General features: G+C 57.1%; 8 protein-coding genes and 5 pseudogenes. 11 read left to right on the forward strand and 2 right to left on the reverse strand.

The genetic code is table 11. The features are described from left to right. Positions 1 to 94 precede the first annotated feature (94 nt). From JCM17844_RS13250 to JCM17844_RS13290, 9 genes and pseudogenes are all read left to right on the forward strand, one after another. Positions 95 to 1,329 (forward strand): annotated as a pseudogene (locus JCM17844_RS13250) (aspartate kinase). A gap of 38 nt (positions 1,330 to 1,367) precedes the next feature. Then, positions 1,368 to 2,421, forward strand: a pseudogene (locus JCM17844_RS13255) (NAD(P)H-dependent flavin oxidoreductase). 128 nt (positions 2,422 to 2,549) lie between these two features. Continuing rightward, positions 2,550 to 4,749: pseudogene (gene ptsP, locus JCM17844_RS13260) on the forward strand (phosphoenolpyruvate--protein phosphotransferase). A gap of 270 nt (positions 4,750 to 5,019) precedes the next feature. After that, the gene (locus JCM17844_RS13265; RefSeq protein ID WP_150001387.1) at positions 5,020 to 6,048 is read left to right on the forward strand and encodes a helix-turn-helix domain-containing protein; all 1,029 of its coding nucleotides are present in this window, start codon (positions 5,020 to 5,022) and stop codon (positions 6,046 to 6,048) included. 183 nt (positions 6,049 to 6,231) lie between these two features. Beyond that, positions 6,232 to 7,377 carry a flavodoxin-dependent (E)-4-hydroxy-3-methylbut-2-enyl-diphosphate synthase gene (ispG, locus tag JCM17844_RS13270; protein WP_150001388.1) on the forward strand — a complete coding sequence of 382 codons (1,146 nt, stop codon included), beginning with the start codon at positions 6,232 to 6,234 and terminating at the stop codon, positions 7,375 to 7,377. 59 nt (positions 7,378 to 7,436) lie between these two features. Further along, positions 7,437 to 8,680 (forward strand): annotated as a pseudogene (gene hisS, locus JCM17844_RS13275) (histidine--tRNA ligase). Between the two features lie 53 nt (positions 8,681 to 8,733). Continuing rightward, positions 8,734 to 9,813, forward strand: coding sequence for a peptide chain release factor 1 (prfA, locus tag JCM17844_RS13280; RefSeq protein WP_150001389.1), 1,080 nt, complete (start codon positions 8,734 to 8,736; stop codon positions 9,811 to 9,813). Between the two features lie 89 nt (positions 9,814 to 9,902). Next, entirely contained in the window at positions 9,903 to 10,766 is an 864-nt protein-coding gene (gene prmC, locus JCM17844_RS13285) for a peptide chain release factor N(5)-glutamine methyltransferase (protein WP_150001390.1), read from the forward strand. A gap of 208 nt (positions 10,767 to 10,974) precedes the next feature. Then, positions 10,975 to 11,724 (forward strand): DUF4167 domain-containing protein, encoded by a 750-nt coding sequence (locus JCM17844_RS13290; RefSeq protein WP_150001391.1) that lies wholly within the window; start codon positions 10,975 to 10,977, stop codon positions 11,722 to 11,724. A 149-nt stretch (positions 11,725 to 11,873) separates the two neighbouring features. Here JCM17844_RS13290 and JCM17844_RS13295 read toward each other — a convergent pair whose 3' ends face one another. Beyond that, positions 11,874 to 12,929 (reverse strand): esterase-like activity of phytase family protein, encoded by a 1,056-nt coding sequence (locus JCM17844_RS13295; protein WP_210432002.1) that lies wholly within the window; start codon positions 12,927 to 12,929, stop codon positions 11,874 to 11,876. A gap of 164 nt (positions 12,930 to 13,093) precedes the next feature. Here JCM17844_RS13295 and JCM17844_RS16215 point away from each other — a divergent pair, with 164 nt between their 5' ends. Next, positions 13,094 to 13,990 (forward strand): methyltransferase domain-containing protein, encoded by an 897-nt coding sequence (locus JCM17844_RS16215; protein ID WP_150001393.1) that lies wholly within the window; start codon positions 13,094 to 13,096, stop codon positions 13,988 to 13,990. 123 nt (positions 13,991 to 14,113) lie between these two features. Here JCM17844_RS16215 and JCM17844_RS17440 read toward each other — a convergent pair. Then, positions 14,114 to 14,932, reverse strand: a pseudogene (locus JCM17844_RS17440) (carbon-nitrogen hydrolase family protein); the annotation flags it as partial. A gap of 96 nt (positions 14,933 to 15,028) precedes the next feature. Here JCM17844_RS17440 and JCM17844_RS13310 point away from each other — a divergent pair. Then, the coding region (locus tag JCM17844_RS13310) for a S8 family peptidase (RefSeq protein ID WP_150001394.1) at positions 15,029 to 17,106 on the forward strand (2,078 nt) is incomplete at its 3' end.

Below are 17,106 nucleotides of genomic sequence, written 5' to 3' on the forward strand. Positions count from 1 at the left end.
TCGTTACCCTTATGAATACGCCACTTCCATCTAGGACGGATGCGGCACTTGCCTCGCGTTTCGTAATCTGTCGGTCAGTTGCAAGGACCATTCTATGGCGCGTATTGTCAAGAAGTTCGGTGGCACCTCGGTTGCCGATATCGATCGCATCCGGGCGTCGGCTGCCTTTGTGAAACGGGCCGTTGATGAAGGCCACGAAGTGGCTGTGGTTGTTTCCGCCATGTCGGGAACCACCAATCAATTGGTCAACTGGTGTCAGGAAGCCTCTGCGCTTCATGATGCACGGGAATATGATACGGTGGTCGCCGCCGGTGAGCAAATCACCGTCGGTTTGATGTCTATCGTGCTGCAAAGCATGGGCATACAGGCCCGGTCGTGGCTGGGCTGGCAAATTCCGGTCAAAACCAGTGATGTACATGGGGCGGCACGGATCGAGTCTATCGACACATCGGACATGGTTCGCCGCATGGGCGAAGGTCAGGTGGCTGTGGTGGCTGGTTTTCAAGGCATTGGGCCCGATAACCGCATCACCACCCTTGGGCGCGGTGGCTCTGATACATCGGCTGTGGCTTTGGCCGCAGCCATGGGGGCGGACCGGTGCGATATTTATACGGATGTGGACGGCGTTTATACGACAGATCCACGCATTGTGTCCCGGGCGCGCAAGCTTGGCCGCGTCACCTATGAAGAAATGCTGGAAATGGCTTCATTGGGCGCAAAAGTCTTGCAAACCCGCTCGGTGGCCATGGCCATGACCCACGGAGTGCGCGTGCAGGTGCTCTCCAGCTTTGATGACGTACCCGGCACGCTCGTCGTGAATGAGGAAGAAATCGTGGAAAAAGAACTTGTCACCGGCCTTGCCTATTCCCGGTCCGATTCGGTTGTCACCGTCTATGGCTTGCCCGACCGCCCCGGCACTGTGCCGATCTGTTCAGCCCGCTGGCAGAAGCCGATATCATCGTCGATATGATCGTCCAAAGTCAGGCCCCCCATAATGACGAAGCGGAAGTCACATTTTCCGTTCCCGTTGCCGATCTGGCCCGGGCCAAAGACGTTCTGGAGGCTAATCGCGAACGCATCGGCTATCGCGCCATCGATACCAATGCCGATGTGGTGAAATTGTCAGTGGTGGGGATTGGAATGCGCAGCCATGCCGGTGTGGCCAATACCATGTTCCGCACTCTGGCGGATAAAGGGATCAATATCCGGGCCATTTCCACATCGGAAATCAAGGTCAGCGCCTTGATCGATTCCGAATATACCGAGCTTGCCTTGCGGGCCTTGCACACGGCCTATGGGCTGGATGCGGATCAAGGTAGCGCCGCATGAAAGACGCAATGATGACGCCGCAAGAACCGGATATCACAATGCCCCAGACCCAAAGCGGAGCCGAGCGCCTGCACGCATTGATGGCGCGGGGAAATGCCTTTTTGGGGGTGGAATGCGCCATCATGGGTGGTGCCATGACATGGTTGTCCGAACGCACTTTGGTATCGGCCATTTCCAATGCCGGCGGCTTTGGCGTGATTGCCTGCGGCGCCATGAGCCCCGAGCTTTTGTTGCAGGAAATCCGTGCCACCAAAGCCCTGACCGACAAGCTTCGGGGTCAATCTCATCACCATGCATCATCAGTTGAAAGAACTGGTGGATGTCTGCATCGAGGAAAAGATGAGCCATGTGGTTTTGGCGGGTGGATTGCCGCCGGGATGGGCCATCAGCGCCTTGAAAGACGCTGGCATAAAATCCATCTGCTTTGCTCCGACCGCCTCTTTGGGAAAAAAACTGGTGCGCTCCGGCGTCGATGCTTTGGTGGTGGAAGGCTCGGAAGCCGGTGGCCATATCGGCCCGGTCTCCACCAGTATTTTGGCGCAAGAAATTCTGCCCGAAATCCGTGATGTGCCGGTCTTTATCGCCGGCGGCATCGGGCGTGGGGAAGCGCTGGGGGCTTATCTGGAAATGGGGGCCTCTGGCGTGCAGCTTGGCACCCGCTTTGTCTGTGCAACGGAATCCACCGCCCATCCAAAGTTCAAAAAGGCATTTTTGCGTGCCTCGGCCCGCGATGCCATAACATCGGTGCAACTGGATGCGCGTTTTCCGGTGATCCCGGTGCGGGCTTTGAAAAACGAAGGTGCAAAACGCTTCATGGAGGCGCAGCGCGAGATGATCGCCCGCGTCGATCGCGGCGAACTGGAGATCAAAGACGCACAATTGGAAATCGAGAAATTCTGGGCCGGCGCTTTGCGACGCGCCGTTGTCGAGGGCGATGTGGAGCATGGGTCGGTCATGGCCGGGCAAAGTGTGGGCCTTGTCAAAACCGAAGAGCCGGTGTCCGAAATTCTTGCCCAATTGCTTCGTCAGGCCACATGTTATCTTGAAAGGATGGCGCCGGACGGATGCGACGAGATGGGGGCTGCACGCTGAAACGGAAAAGGCCTTCAAGGAACAGGGCTTTGTGATGGGAGCGGAACCACATATGTTACAGAAATGGACTGGATGTGACTGATTTGGCCAGTCGCCCAAGGCTATTGCTGCGCCGCTTGCATCAGGTCATGGCCGGACCGGGCAGCGCACAAGAACGGCTCGACAAGCTGACAACGGTCATCGCCCAGAATATGGTGGCCGAGGTCTGCTCCGTCTATCTTGTTCGCGCCGGCGAAATCCTTGAACTGTTTGCCACCGAAGGCCTGAAGAAAGAAGCGGTCCACCGCACCCGCCTGCGCTTTGGCGAAGGCTGGTGGGGCTGGTGGCGCAACGGGTTTTACCGCTTAATGTGCAGGAAGCCTCCACCCATCCACGCTATGCCTATCGGCCGGAAACGGGGGAGGAAAACTATCATTCCTTCCTTGGGGTGCCGATCGTTCGTCACACCAAAGTCACCGGCGTTTTGGTGGTCCAGAATGTCAAACCCCGTGAATATTCCGCCGAAGAAGAAGAAGCGCTGCTCACGGTCGCCATGGTTTTGGCCGAATTGGTGGGATCGGGCGAATTGGTAGACCCCGCTGAAATTGCCAATGGCTTGAACCAATCCGGCCTGCCGCTCACCATCCAAGGTCAGAAAATGGCCGATGGCATCGCCATGGGGACCGCTGTTTTCCATGAGGCCGCGTTGAAGTCACCCATTTTGTGGCCGAAGATGTGGAGGTGGAAAAGGCCCGTCTGATTGATGCCTTTGAAACCATGCGCCAACAGATCGACCGCATGATTGCCTCACCGGAAATCGGCACGGCGGGCGAACATCGGGAAATTCTCGAAACCTTCAAGATGTTTGCCTATGACCGGGGCTGGCAGAAACGGATTTTTGAATCCGTTGATGCGGGCCTGACGGCAGAAGCCGCTGTGGAGCGGGTGCAACAGCAAAATCGCCGCCGGATGGCCTCCAGCACAGACCCCTATTTGCGCGAACGCCTGTCGGATCTGGATGATCTGACCAATCGTTTGCTGCGCACCCTTGCCGGACGCATGGATGGGCAGGATCTGCATGAGCCGTCGATCATCCTTGCCCGCACCATGGGGCCGGCGGAACTGCTGGATTATGACCGCACAAATCTTGCCGGGATCATTCTGGAAGAAGGCAGTTCCACCAGCCATGTGGCCATTTTGGCGCGGGCCATGGGGATTCCTTTGATCGGCCGCTGCCGCGATATTTCCGAACATGTGCAAGCGGGGGACCGGCTGATTCTTGATGGCGATGGTGCGCAGGTTCTGGTGCGCCCCAGCGACGAGATCTGCGAAACCTATAGCGAGAGCATCGCCTTCCAGCATGAACAGGCGGCCCAGTTCCGCGCCGAACGGAACTTGCCGTCCATCACCCGCGACGGGGTGCGCATCCAATTGTTCATCAATGCGGGGCTGCAAGCGGATATGGCCCATCTGGATGCCTTGGGTGCGGATGGCGTGGGGCTGTTCCGCACGGAATTCCAGTTCATGGTCAGCGCCACCCTGCCCCGGCTGGAAGCCCAGCAGGAATTTTATAAAAACGTTCTGGATGTGGCACAGGGCCGCCCGGTGGTGTTTCGCACGCTGGATATTGGCGGCGATAAAGCGGTGCCGTTTCTCCCCCGCGAAGATGAAGAAAATCCGGCCATGGGCTGGCGCGCCATCCGCATCGCTTTGGAGCGTCCGGTGCTGCTACGCTATCAGTTGCGGGCCTTGATGGCGGCAGCGGCGGGGCGCACTCTATCGATCATGTTCCCGATGATCGCCGATATGTCGGAATTCAAAGCCGCCCGCAATATTGCCCTGAAGGAATTGGCCCGATTCGAGCGGCTGGACATAGCAAGGCCCGCCAAGCTGGAAATCGGGACCATGTTGGAGGTGCCGTCCCTGGCATGGCAATTGGACCCGCTGTTGAAGCTGGTGGATTTCGTCTCCATCGGAACCAATGATCTGATGCAGTTCTTTTTTGCCAGCGACCGGTCCAATCCCCGTTTGACAGACCGCTACGACCTGTTGTCGCCACCGGCCTTGAGCTTCATCCGGATGGTGGTCAAGGCCTGTGATCGCGCTGGCGTGCCGGTTACATTATGCGGTGAAATGGGCGGGCGCCCCTTGGAAGCCATGGCACTGATCGGCCTTGGCTTGAGGCGCTTGTCCATTTCCCCCATGACGGTGGGGCCGGTACGCCGAATGATTCGTTCGTTGAACGTGAAACAGTTGGAAGATTACATTTTGGATATGATTGATCTGGAAGATCACTCTTTACGTGTAAAATTACGAGACTATGCCCGCGACCACCTTATAGAATTATAATAATACGTGTCCGCATCATTCAAAAGCGCCAGATTTTTACAGAAAAACGACTCTATCGTTTAATCTTTCATTGACCTGTGTCCTATATGCTACGCTATCTTAAAGATTAGAAGGGGACCCGTCGCAATCTACCAAATGCCTTTTCTGGCATTTTTAGAATTGGGGGAACGGTGGGTTTAAAAGCTGACGGCCAGGCGCTTTCACCCGCTTTGTTGTCTGCGACAAAAACGGCAAAAAGCCGAATGCTCAAGATGAGCCGGGAAGAAGAAAATGACGGATGCCACGCTCTCTGTTTCTGATCTGTTGAAAGAGGCACGACTACAAAAAGGCCGCGCCCTCAACGACATCGCAACCGAGCTAAAAATCAAAAGCCGTTATCTCGAGGCCCTTGAAGCGGGCACTTACGAAGATTTGCCGCCGCCTGCATTCAGTGCAGGCTTCGTGCGGTCATATGCAACGCTTTTGGGGCTGGATGGTTGTGCGCTGGCACGGGAATTTCGCTGTGAAATGGGCGAAGACTGCGAAAAAGCCGGATTGAACTTCCCCGAACCCGTGGCGGAATCGCGCATCCCCGGCCGGGTGGTTCTGGTTTCCGGGGCTTGCGCCATGCTGGCCATTTATTTCGGCTGGATTGCCGATTTCGGCACACCCTCTTTCGCTGAATCAACCGTAGAGCCGGTTCCGGCCCATCTGGCCGCCCTTGGGGCGCAGCAAACGGGATCGATCAGCGATGCCCTGCCCTCAGACCAGACACCAAAAAGCCAGCCCGCCGTGGTTCGTGAAACGGCCCCGTCCACTATGCAGCAAACCAACCCCTCTGTGCGCACAGCTCTGATGGCCGCCTTGCCCCGCTCCCTTGATAAAACGCCCGCCCCGAAATTCATAACCACGGCAACGAACGGTTTTGACACCGCCTCCCGCCCCCAAAGCGAGCCTGAAAGCACCAAAACACAAGCCGGCAATGCCTCTATGGACGCGACTTTGGAAAAAGCAGCGCATACAGACTCGGTGGCACAGACAGAGTCTCGCTTGGTTTTACAGGCCATGGGTGATGCGTGGCTGTATATTGTCGATGCCATGGACCGCGAAGTATGGAACGGTGTTTTACGTCGCGGAGAACGCTGGACACCGCCGTCCGGTGCAACGGGCCTGCGCCTGATGACCAGCAATGCCGGGGCGTTGCGTATTCTGGTTGATGGAAAAGAGATTGAATCTCTTGGAAAATCTGGCGACGTGGTGCGCGATATATCGCTTAATCCCGACCGTTTGAAAAAACGTGAAAAGCTGGCCATGCGTTAAAACGCCAGACGGCCTTGCGTTCAAGGCCAAGTTAGACCATTTTCACCCTGCCGCATGACCTTGGATCTTTGCAGCAGGGTTTCTTTATGCTTTAGGTCTGGTCAAAATCGACAGGCACCTGCAAAGCGCCCCAGTCATTGCTTCAGCAAGCAAGAAACGCTTTCAAGCGAAAAGAGGATTTCCATGAGCGTCCGCCCGTACCGAGACATTCACCGTCGTGTCAGCCGTCAGATCATGGTGGGGGATGTGCCCATCGGTGGGGATGCGCCGATCACGGTTCAGACCATGACCAACACGCTGACCCATGATGTGTCGGGCACGCTGGACCAGATCCGCCGCGCCGAAGAGGCGGGCGTGGATATTGTGCGGGTTTCTTGCCCCGACAAAGAATCGACGGCGGCGCTTAAAACCATCGTGCGTGAAGCCAATGTGCCCATCGTTGCCGACATCCATTTCCATTATAAACGGGCTTTGGAAGCGGCGGATGCGGGGGCGGCCTGCCTGCGGATCAATCCCGGCAATATCGGCTCCAGCGATCGGGTCCGGGATGTGGTGCGCGCCGCAAAAGACAATGGATGCGCCATTCGCATCGGCGTCAATGCGGGCAGTCTGGAAAAAGATCTGTTGGAAAAATATGGCGAGCCATGCCCCGATGCCATGGTGGAAAGCGCTCTCGACCATATCCGGATTCTGGAAGACAACGATTTTTTCAACACCAAGATTTCGTGCAAGGCATCGGACGTGTTTTTGGCCGTTGCCGCCTATCAGGGATTGGCAGAGGCCTGCGATTATCCGCTGCATCTGGGCATCACCGAAGCCGGTGGTTTGCGCGACGGCACCGTGAAATCATCGGTAGGCCTTGGCATGTTGCTATGGTCGGGCATTGGCGACACCATCCGTGTATCTTTGTCGGCCCAGCCGGAAGAAGAAGTGAAGGTGGGCTTTTCCATCCTCAAATCCTTGGGCTTGCGCCATCGCGGTGTGCGTATCGTATCTTGCCCGTCTTGCGCGCGGCAGGGCTTTCAGGTGATCAAAACCGTCGAGATTTTAGAACAGCGTCTTGCCCATATCGCCACGCCTTTATCCTTGTCGATCATTGGCTGCGTGGTCAATGGCCCCGGCGAAGCCCGCGAAACCGACATCGGCCTGACCGGTGGCGGCAATGGCAAGCACATGGTTTATCTGTCTGGCGTGACCGATCATCATGTGGCCGATGACAAGATGGTTGACCACATTGTGGGGCTGGTAGAGCAAAAAGCTGCGGAAATCGAAGCGGCCAAAGCGGCACAAGACGCCAAGAAAGACTCTCCCACCGAAGCCGCAGAATAACATCCATGTGCAGCGCCTGAAAACCGGTCTGCACCGCTGACCCGGATCGATATGGTATTATGAGCAAATTACAGCCCGTTCGCGGCACCCGCGATATTTTCGGCCCCGATGCCCGACGCTTTTCCCATGTGGTGAAGGTTTATCAAAAAATCGCGCTGGCTTATGGTTTTGAAGAAATCAGCACGCCGATTTTTGAATTCACCGATGTGTTCAAACGCACATTGGGAGAAACGTCCGATGTGGTGACCAAGGAAATGTATAGCTTCGCCGATCGTTCAGGCGAGATGCTGACCTTGCGGCCCGAATATACCGCCGGTATTGCGCGGGCGTGGATGTCGGGCGGTTTGGCGCAACATGGGGTGATGAAACTGTTCGCCCATGGCCCGATGTTCCGCTATGAGCGTCCGCAAAAAGGCCGCTATCGCCAGTTCCACCAACTGGACGCCGAGATTATCGGGGCCGCCGAACCCGCTGCCGACATCGAGCTGCTGGCGCTGGCTTGGCAGCTTTTGTGCGATCTGGGCATTTCCGATGAGATCACCCTGCATCTCAACAGCTTGGGCGATAGCGAAAGCCGCGCCGCATACCGCACGGCATTGGTCGATTATTTCTCGGACCATGAAGCCAAACTGTCGGACGACAGCCGCACGCGCCTTCATAAAAATCCCATGCGTATTCTGGATTCCAAAGATCCCGGCGATCGCGCTTTATTGGGCGATGCACCGCGCATTTCCGACTATCTCAATGATCTTTCCAAAGATTTCTTCGGCGCCGTGTGCGAAGGCGTGGCCGCTTTGGACATCCCTTACACCCATGATGAACGGCTGGTGCGGGGGCTGGATTATTATTCCCACACCGCCTTTGAATTCATCACCCAGGCCTTGGGATCGCAAGGCACGGTGCTGGGCGGCGGGCGCTATGATGGCCTGATAGAGCTGATGGGCGGCCCGCCAACACCGGGCGTTGGCTGGGCAGCCGGGATCGAGCGGTTGGCCATGATGCTTGAAAACACCCCCGACGTGCCGCGCGCTGTTACCATGATTCCCATGGGCGCAGAGGCACAGATGCGGGCCTGCCTTTGGTGCGGGATTTACGTGCCGCAGGAATCCGCACGCTGATGGATTATAAAGGCAATATGAAAAAGCGCCTCAACCGCGCCTCCAAAGGCCAGGCCCGCTTTGCGGTGCTTTTGGGCGAGGATGAACTGGCAAAATCCATCGCCACAGTGCGCGACCTGGATAGCGGCGACCAAACCGAAGTGGCCCTGGATGCTTTGGTCACCCATTTTCAATCAGGGCATTAGCGGACAAGAACAAAGGCGCGCATCCTTTTCCCCAACAGCCCTTTGGAACGTCCATGATCCCCCACGAAAAACTTGTGGCTTTATTTGATCGCCACGCCGAACTGCAACATCAGATGAACAATCCCGCCGATCTGCACACATCGGATTTTGCGCGGATATCCAAAGAATTTTCCGATCTGGAACCGGTGGTGGCCTGCGCCCGCCGGATGGAAGAGGCAGAACAGGAAAAAACCGATCTTCTGGAAATGCTGGAAGGCGACGATCCGGACATGCGGGCCTTGGCTGCCGAAGAATTGAAGGCCGTGAAGGGCCGCCTTGCGTCTTTGGAAAAAGAGCTGCAACTGCTTTTGCTGCCCAAAGACAGCGCCGATGATCTGCCCGCCATTCTGGAAATCCGTGCCGGAACCGGTGGCGAGGAAGCGGCCCTGTTCGCGGGGGATTTATACCGCATGTATCAGCGCTATGCCGATCATATGGGCTGGCGCATGGAGATGATTTCGGCCAGCAGTTCGGACACCGGCGGCTTCAAGGAAGTGATCGCCACCATTGCCGGCAAAGGGGTGTTTGCGCATCTGAAATTTGAATCCGGCGTGCACCGGGTCCAACGGGTGCCGGTCACCGAATCCGGTGGCCGTATTCACACCTCGGCAGCAACGGTAGCCGTGCTGCCCGAACCAACGGACGTTGATATTAAAATCGACGACAAGGATATACGCATCGATGTGTTTCGCGCCTCGGGTCCGGGCGGGCAATCGGTCAACACCACCGACAGCGCGGTGCGCATCACCCATCTGCCCACCGGCGTGGTGGTAAGCCAGCAAGATGAGAAATCCCAGCACAAGAACCGCGAAAAGGCCATGAAAGTGCTCCGCGCCCGTCTCTATGAGCATGAGCGGGAAAAGGTTGCCCGCGAACGGGCCGATGCGCGGAAGCTGCAAGTAGGATCGGGAGATCGCTCCGAACGCATCCGCACCTATAATTTCCCGCAAGGCCGGGTCACCGACCACCGCATCAATCTGAGCCTGCACAAGCTGGACCAGATCATGGCCGGGGCGGGTTTGAGCGAAGTGATCGATGCCCTGATGGCCGAAGATCAGGCCGAGCGGCTATTGGCTATGGAAAACGCCTTTTGAGCCTGTGACACCCACAAGAATGACACCGGCAAAGAAAGCGTCATCACCGGACAGCATAGAACGGTGAAAGGCCGAAATAGGCAACGAATATGCTGATTTATGAAGCAATACAGCACGGACGCAAATGCTTGGCCGCAGCGAATGTGGCCAGTCCCTTGCTGGATGCGCAAGTGCTGTTGGGCCATTGCCTGGGCCTTGACCGCATGGCCCTTTTGCTCAAACGCGATCAGCATGTGCCCGATGAACCATGGCACCTTTATTGCCAGTTGATAGACCGGCGCGCCAATTTTGAACCGGTGGCCTATCTTGTGGGCAACCGGGAGTTTTGCGGCCTTGTTTTTCAATTAAGCCCGGCAACGCTGATCCCCCGCCCCGATAGCGAAACGCTGGTTGAAGCCGTGCTGGCGGCCATAGCCGATCACGAAGCTCCCTTGCGCGTGCTGGATCTGGGCACCGGCAGTGGCTGCTTGCTGTTAAGCCTTTTGGCCGTGCTTCCCAAGGCCACCGGTGTGGGTCTGGATATCAGTGAAGACGCGCTTTCAATGGCCAAAACCAATGCAAAACGCCTTGGTCTGGCAAACCGCGCATCCTTCAAACAGAGTGAATGGACCGCCGCTTTGGACCCGAAGGCCGCACCTTTTGACGTGGTTCTAAGCAATCCCCCCTATATCTCCCATGATGATCTGGTGCAGTTGATGCCGGATGTGCGCTGCCATGAACCCATGAGGGCTTTGGATGGTGGGCCGGATGGACTGGACGCCTACCGCGCCATCATCGAACAAATCCCGCCCTTTTTGTCACCGGATGGATTGCTGGCCTTTGAACTGGGAGCCGGACAGGCCCCCATGGTCGGGGCGCTTTTACAAGCGGCCTTTGGGCAGCCTCCATCCATCCATAAAGATTTGGCCGGGCATGATCGGGTGGTTCTATTCCGAAAGGCTCTCCGTTCATAAAAGAGACGGAAAAATGCCAAAATAACTTGGAAAGTGCCTTCGGACCGTTTAGTGTCTCTCCAACAAGGCACGGTGTGAGGCGGTCTTACGCTGCCACCGGGTCCCCCAAAGATAAAAATTTGTGCTGAATAAGCAGCAGTCTGGCTGGAAAGCTTTTCTGCGGGGTGGGGTGCCGTGACCGGAAACAGCAAATATTGGTAGCTTTTCTATGAATAAACCTCAAAGCCCGCGCAGGCCGCGCGGTCGTGGCCCGAAACGCAGCAAGAACAATAGCGGCGGCGGAAACCGTGGCGATAACAGGGCAAGGGGCAATCCGAAGCAGGCGCTGGAAAAATACAAATTGATGGCCCGCGATGCCATGCAATCCGGCGACCGCGTTCTGGCGGAATATTATTATCAACATGCCGATCATTATCAGCGCGTGGTGAATGAACGCTATGGCGTCAGCACGGTTGTGGATGATGAATATGACGAGGATGAAGACGATACGGCAGAAGAGGCGCCCCGCGCCCAGCCGCAACAACAGTCCCAATCTCAGCCGCGCCGTTCCCACCGGTCACGGAGCCAACGTGCCGAAGAAGCCGCACAAGGCGATAAAGCCTCCCAGCAAACGGCTGAACCAGCTTCTGCAAGCGAGCAGACAGTGGCATCCGAGACAACAGCGGCCCCTGATGCTGCACAAGAATCTGTGCTGGCACCTGTAAAAGAAACCGGGCTCGAAACCGCCGTTGAAGACAGTGCGAAAGCGCCCACCAGATTGCGCCGTCCGCCACGCCGCCGGGTCGCCGTTACAGACACTGCCAGCGCACCTCAAGACAATGGGGCACAAGACAAGAATGTGGCCGCCGACGATCCCGCAGACAACGCTGCTGAACTTGTTGAAAAGCCCAAGCCGCGCCGACGCCGCAAAGTGGTAGAAGACACCGCAGAGCCAACGGCAGCAGCCACAACAGACTGATAAAAAACGGGGGCATGAAGTCCCCGTTTTTTTATGGCCCTGTCTGCATGTGATGGAATACCCCTGCCGCACGCTCAAGCGCCAAGACCAACCCTTCCGGATTTGATCTGGGAAAGGAGAGCCGGCTTGTTGCCCATAATAGCCTGTTATCAGGGCTGTTCTTTCAAGGCATAGACAAGCAAGATCGTGCGTTGCAGCGGAGAGAAATTATCGTCCGACATCAGATAGACAAGATCCCCGCCTTCGGGATTTTTCCGCACGGCCAAGCCTTCCATATTGTCCACCGTAAGCGGCGGGACAAAGCGCGCCAATTCCTCGCCCACAAGGGTTGCGCCGGGCACAATATCTTCTGCAGAAAAGCGGACAAGCAGGGCCGCAACACCCGTAAGCGGTGTAAAGCGCCGCATCAGCACAAGAATATCGCCATCGGGCATCTGTGCCGCATCGGTGGGAACAAAATCCCCCGGCGCATCAAAAAACAAGGACTGCGCCACCCCGCCTTTATAAAGCCACAGCTTCAACAAGCCATCCGATGTGCGTCCATGTTCCGAAAAGGCCAGCAAATCGCCTGACGCCATATGCACCATTGCTTCAAAGCCGCCATTGCGCGGGTGCTTCAGCATCTCTGCCGGTAAATCCATGTCCTTGCCATGCGCCGCGAACAAAGGAGCCGGATTTGAAAACAGCTCAGCATTTTTTACCCCTGCAAGATCAAAGGCCAAGATCCGGTCATTGCTTTCAAGGCCCACCAATGCACGGCCATCCGCCAGCGTCAAAGATTCCGAATCACGCCATCCTGCCTTTAAGGGCTTGCCATCAGCGTTAAGCATCTGTGCCATGCGCGCCGCTGCAACCGACACCGGACGCCCTTGCTCCAGATCAAGCTGCGCCCAGAGCCAATGGCCACGATCCGTCAGTGCCAGCAAAGCCGACCCGTCTTCCTTGATCTCCATGGAAGACAATCCACCAAAATCTTTATCCTTGCTGGTTAGTTCCAGAGCCGTAACGAATTCCAATGCCCCCAATTTTGTTGCGGCATCCGGCTGGGCAGGACTATGCATGGCAATGCGCTTGGCGGTTATGGTCAGTTCATGGCCCTTATCTGGCGACATGGCTGGCGCTATGTCTTGCGCCCCGCCATCCCAAGCAAGGCCCATCAGACCGATCCCCAAAACCAGTAGGCCAGAGACTGTTTTTTGCATCATCTTGATTTTCCTCTGCCTCATCATTTCCAAAGCCGGCATATAGCGGCCAAAAGCACGGCAAAATGGACGGTTTCTTTCAAATCCACAAACGCTTTAAGCCGCCAGCAACAAGAAACGGCAATCAAGGCTGGTATGCGGATCAACACTGTCTTATGCAAGCAGCCATGAACGAGAACAAGTCACTCAGCCCCTTCAACCGCTCTCTTGTAAAGATGCGCCGCGCCCGAGCGGCACAGAACATGCCACAAGCCGGGTTTTTGCATCAGGAAGTGGCCGCGCGTCTTTTGGAGCGATTGGGCGATATCAACCGAAGCTTCGACACCGCCTTTGCCTTGGGCTGGGATGCGGCAGAGCACCCCTTGCCCGCGGAACACGCCTTTTACGGTGATCTGGCCGCCAACCGCGCCCAAGCCATGCCCGGTCCGGCGGTGGCCTGCGATGAAGAATTCCTGCCCATCGCCGAAAACAGCCTGTCGCTACTTCTCAGCAATCTGTCGCTTCACTGGGTAAACGACCTGCCCGGTGCGCTGATCCAGATCAACCGCGCCTTAAAGCCCGATGGTTTTTTTCTGGCAGCAATGCTGGGCGGTGAAACCTTATCGGACTTGCGCCGTGCCTTGCTGGATGCGGAATTGTCGATCTGTGGCGGGGTGCGGCCTCGCCTGTCCCCCATGGCAGAGGTCCGCGATCTGGGGGGGCTGTTGCAACGGGCCGGATTTGCCATGCCGGTGGCCGATGCGGAAACCATCCCCGTCAGCTATGCAGATCCTTTGGCCCTGATGCGCGATCTGCGCGCCATGGGTGAAACCAATGCGGTGCATGACCGGCAAAAAACCATGTGGCGGCGTGATGTGTTGCTGGAAGCCTGCCGCCTTTATTGCGACAGACACAGCAATGCGGAAGGCCGTATCCTCGCGCATTTTCAGGTGCTGTTTCTCACCGGCTGGGCGCCCGGTCCCAATCAGCCCCGTCCCAAGCAACCGGGCAGCGCCAAAGCACGGCTGGCCGATGCCTTGGGAACGAAGGAAATGCAGGTCAAGGGAAGCCGTCGCCCCGATTGACAGAAAGCCGAAACACATCGGGCGGCCATAATGGCCTGCCACATCCAGATCGAATTTTCCCCGCGCAAGATCGCGCCGGTCCAGTTCCGCCACCAGAACCGTTTCTTTCCCGTAAACCGGACCCGCAAGGCATGTCCCCAACGGCGAAATGATAACGGACCCGCCCTTTATAAGGGATATCTCAGGGTCATTTCCCTCCCGGCAATCCAAGTCCGCAGGCAGATCGGACCGTTCCAAATATTGGCATGCAGATAACACGAAGCAGCGGCCTTCCAAGGCGATATGGCGCATACTGGCCTGCCACTCCTCCCGGTCATCCACCGTTGGCGCGCAATAAAGCGTCACCCCTTGGGCATAAAGATGGCTGCGATAAAGCGGCATATAATTTTCCCAGCAAATGGCCGTGCCGATCTGCCCCAAAGGCGTTTCGACCACATCCATTGTGCTGCCGTCGCCAAAGCCCCAGACCAACCGTTCAAGGGCTGTGGGCATAAGCTTTCTATGCTTTGCCAAAAGCGTGCCATCCGGCCCGATGGTCAAGGCCGTGCAATAAAGCGTGCCGCCATCCCGTTCGATCACCCCCACCACCAGATAAATACCGTGATCCACTGCGATGCTTGCCAGATGCTCCATCTGCGGGCCGGGGATGGAGATGGCGGCGTCAAAATATCGCTGGAACTGGTCGCGCCCTTCCATCGACCGCGAGCCAAGCCGTGCACCAAAATCAATGCCTTTGGGATAACTGCCGATAAAGGCTTCGGGAAAAACCACGAGAGACGCTTTTTGCCTTGCCGCATCCGCGGTCAGATCCGCCAATTTCTCAAGGCTTTTCCCCGTCTCAAAGCCACAAGAGCCCGCTTGCACCACTGAGGCCAATAGACTTGTATCCTGTTGCACCATCCAGCCTGATCCTTTTCTTGCACGGCCTGATATCTTGGCCATAACCGCATTTCATTTAAAGCATGTTGGAAATAGAAACGCTCTGCTAAGATTTCTTCACCATACTAACCGGCAATGGAATAAAATATCGGGCCACTGATGATGGAAAAAAACAAGGGACGGCTGAAAGCGCGATTTATTCTGGCCGGATTGTGTGTGGCGCTATCTGCCTGCGGCGGTGGCTCATCCACAACGCGCCCTCCTGTGGCCCCTCCGCCACCACCACCGGCTCCTCCGCCCCCTCCGCCGCCTGAAAATTTCGATACACAGGAATTCCGGCGGTCCGATGGTCTTTCCAATATCAACGCCATCGCTGCATTTGACGCAGGCGGCACCGGTGCCGGCATCATTGTCGGCACCATCGATACGGGTATTGATCTGGAACATCCTGAACTGATCAACAATATCTCACCCGATAGCATCGATATCGTCGCCAATCGCGACAACCGGACAGTGGATGATCCGGACGGGCATGGCACATTGGTTGCGGGCATTATTGCTGCCGAACGTAATGATGTGGGCACCATGGGCGTGGCCTTTGAATCGACCATTCTGGCGGTGCGCGCCGATGATCCCGGTTCATGCGGCTCTGAAGACGATTGCACTTTTTTCGATGACGACATAGCGGAAGGCATCCGCCATGCAGCCCGAAATGGCGCACGCGTGATCAATATTTCTTTGGGCGGCGAAGGCTTTGGCCCCGATATTTTGCAAGCGGTGCGCGAAGCGGCAGCACAAGATGTTCTGATCATCATATCGGCGGGAAATGATGGCGAAGTAGACCCTTCGGGTTTTGCCTTCCTCGCCGACGATCCCTTTGCCCGCGAACATGTGCTGGTGGTGGGAGCCACCGATTCATCGGATCAACTGGCAGATTTTTCCAATCGCGCCGGGCAATTGGCGGATGTCTTCCTTGTCGCCCCCGGTGACGGCATTTTGGCTCCCTTCCCGCAAGATCAATGCGACCCCGGCCCCGGCACATGCCTGGCGCGAGCATCCGGCACGTCTTTTGCGGCCCCCCATGTTGCTGGTGCCGCAGCCCTTCTGGCACAAATGTTTCCCAATCTTTCCGGGTTGGAGATCGGCCAAATTCTACGTGAAACGGCCCGCGATCTGGGCGCACCCGGCGTTGATGCGGAATTCGGCTTTGGTCTGCTGGATCTGGCCGCCGCCATCCAGCCCGTTGGCACCACATCGGTCCCCACAGATCCGGAGGCAAAACGCACTCAAGCCGCCGATGATACCGGCATTGCCAGTTCTGCCGCTTTTGGCGATGCCTTTGCCGCCTCAAAAGCGTTGGACGGCATTTTGATGATCGACAAATTCCGCCGCAGTTTCCGCATTGACGGGGCCAAAACCATCGACCGCGCCCCGGCGGCTTTGGCATTGCAATCCCTTGTCAATCGGCCCCGCCAGATCGCCGGACGCGATGTGGCTTTGGGAGCGGACACGCGCTTTTCCTTTTCCGCCTATGACGACCAGTTCGCCGAAGCGCGCGCCAATCTCAGTTCACACGCTGCGGCCATAGAAAACAGCCCACGACCCATTGCTTATCTATCGGGCCGTATCGACGAAAAAAGCAGCGCCGCCTTGGCCTATGGCTTTTCCCCGGCCCGTTTGCTCAATCGTGGTGATGCCCCGGACCCGGCGGATGACTTTGCCTTGTCGGCGCGGATCGACACGCCGTTTTTTGCCTTTTCCGATAAAACCGAAACGCTGGCCATCGACCGGCGTCTGTCGCGCCATGTGACGTTGGATGTGGCATTGGCCCGCGCCCATGAAGAAGGCGACACACGGCAAGCCTTTGCACCCGACCGCACAAGCCTTGATACCCGCACCGCCATTGCCCAACTGGGCATTGAACTGGGGGCCACGCGCCTGCGCTTTCAAGCAGGCAATCAAACGGAAGATGGAGCCTTTCTCGGCACCCGCACCAGTGGGGCCTTTGCCTTGGGTGAAGGCGCCCGCAGCACTTTTATGGCGCTGGATGCGGTGGTCCCCTTCGGATCGGGCATTGAAGGCTTTGGCCGCTATCTCACCGGCACCACCAGCCTGTCAGGGGCCACCTCCTCGCTGGTTTCCGGGATCGGGCGGTTGCGTACGGAAAGTTTCGCTTTTGGCCTGCGCGGACGCGATATATTGACCGCCCGTGACCGAATGGGATTTGCAGTGATTCA

It is taken from the genome of Iodidimonas gelatinilytica (assembly GCF_008579125.1).
GTDB lineage: Bacteria > Pseudomonadota > Alphaproteobacteria > Sphingomonadales > Rhodothalassiaceae > Iodidimonas > Iodidimonas muriae.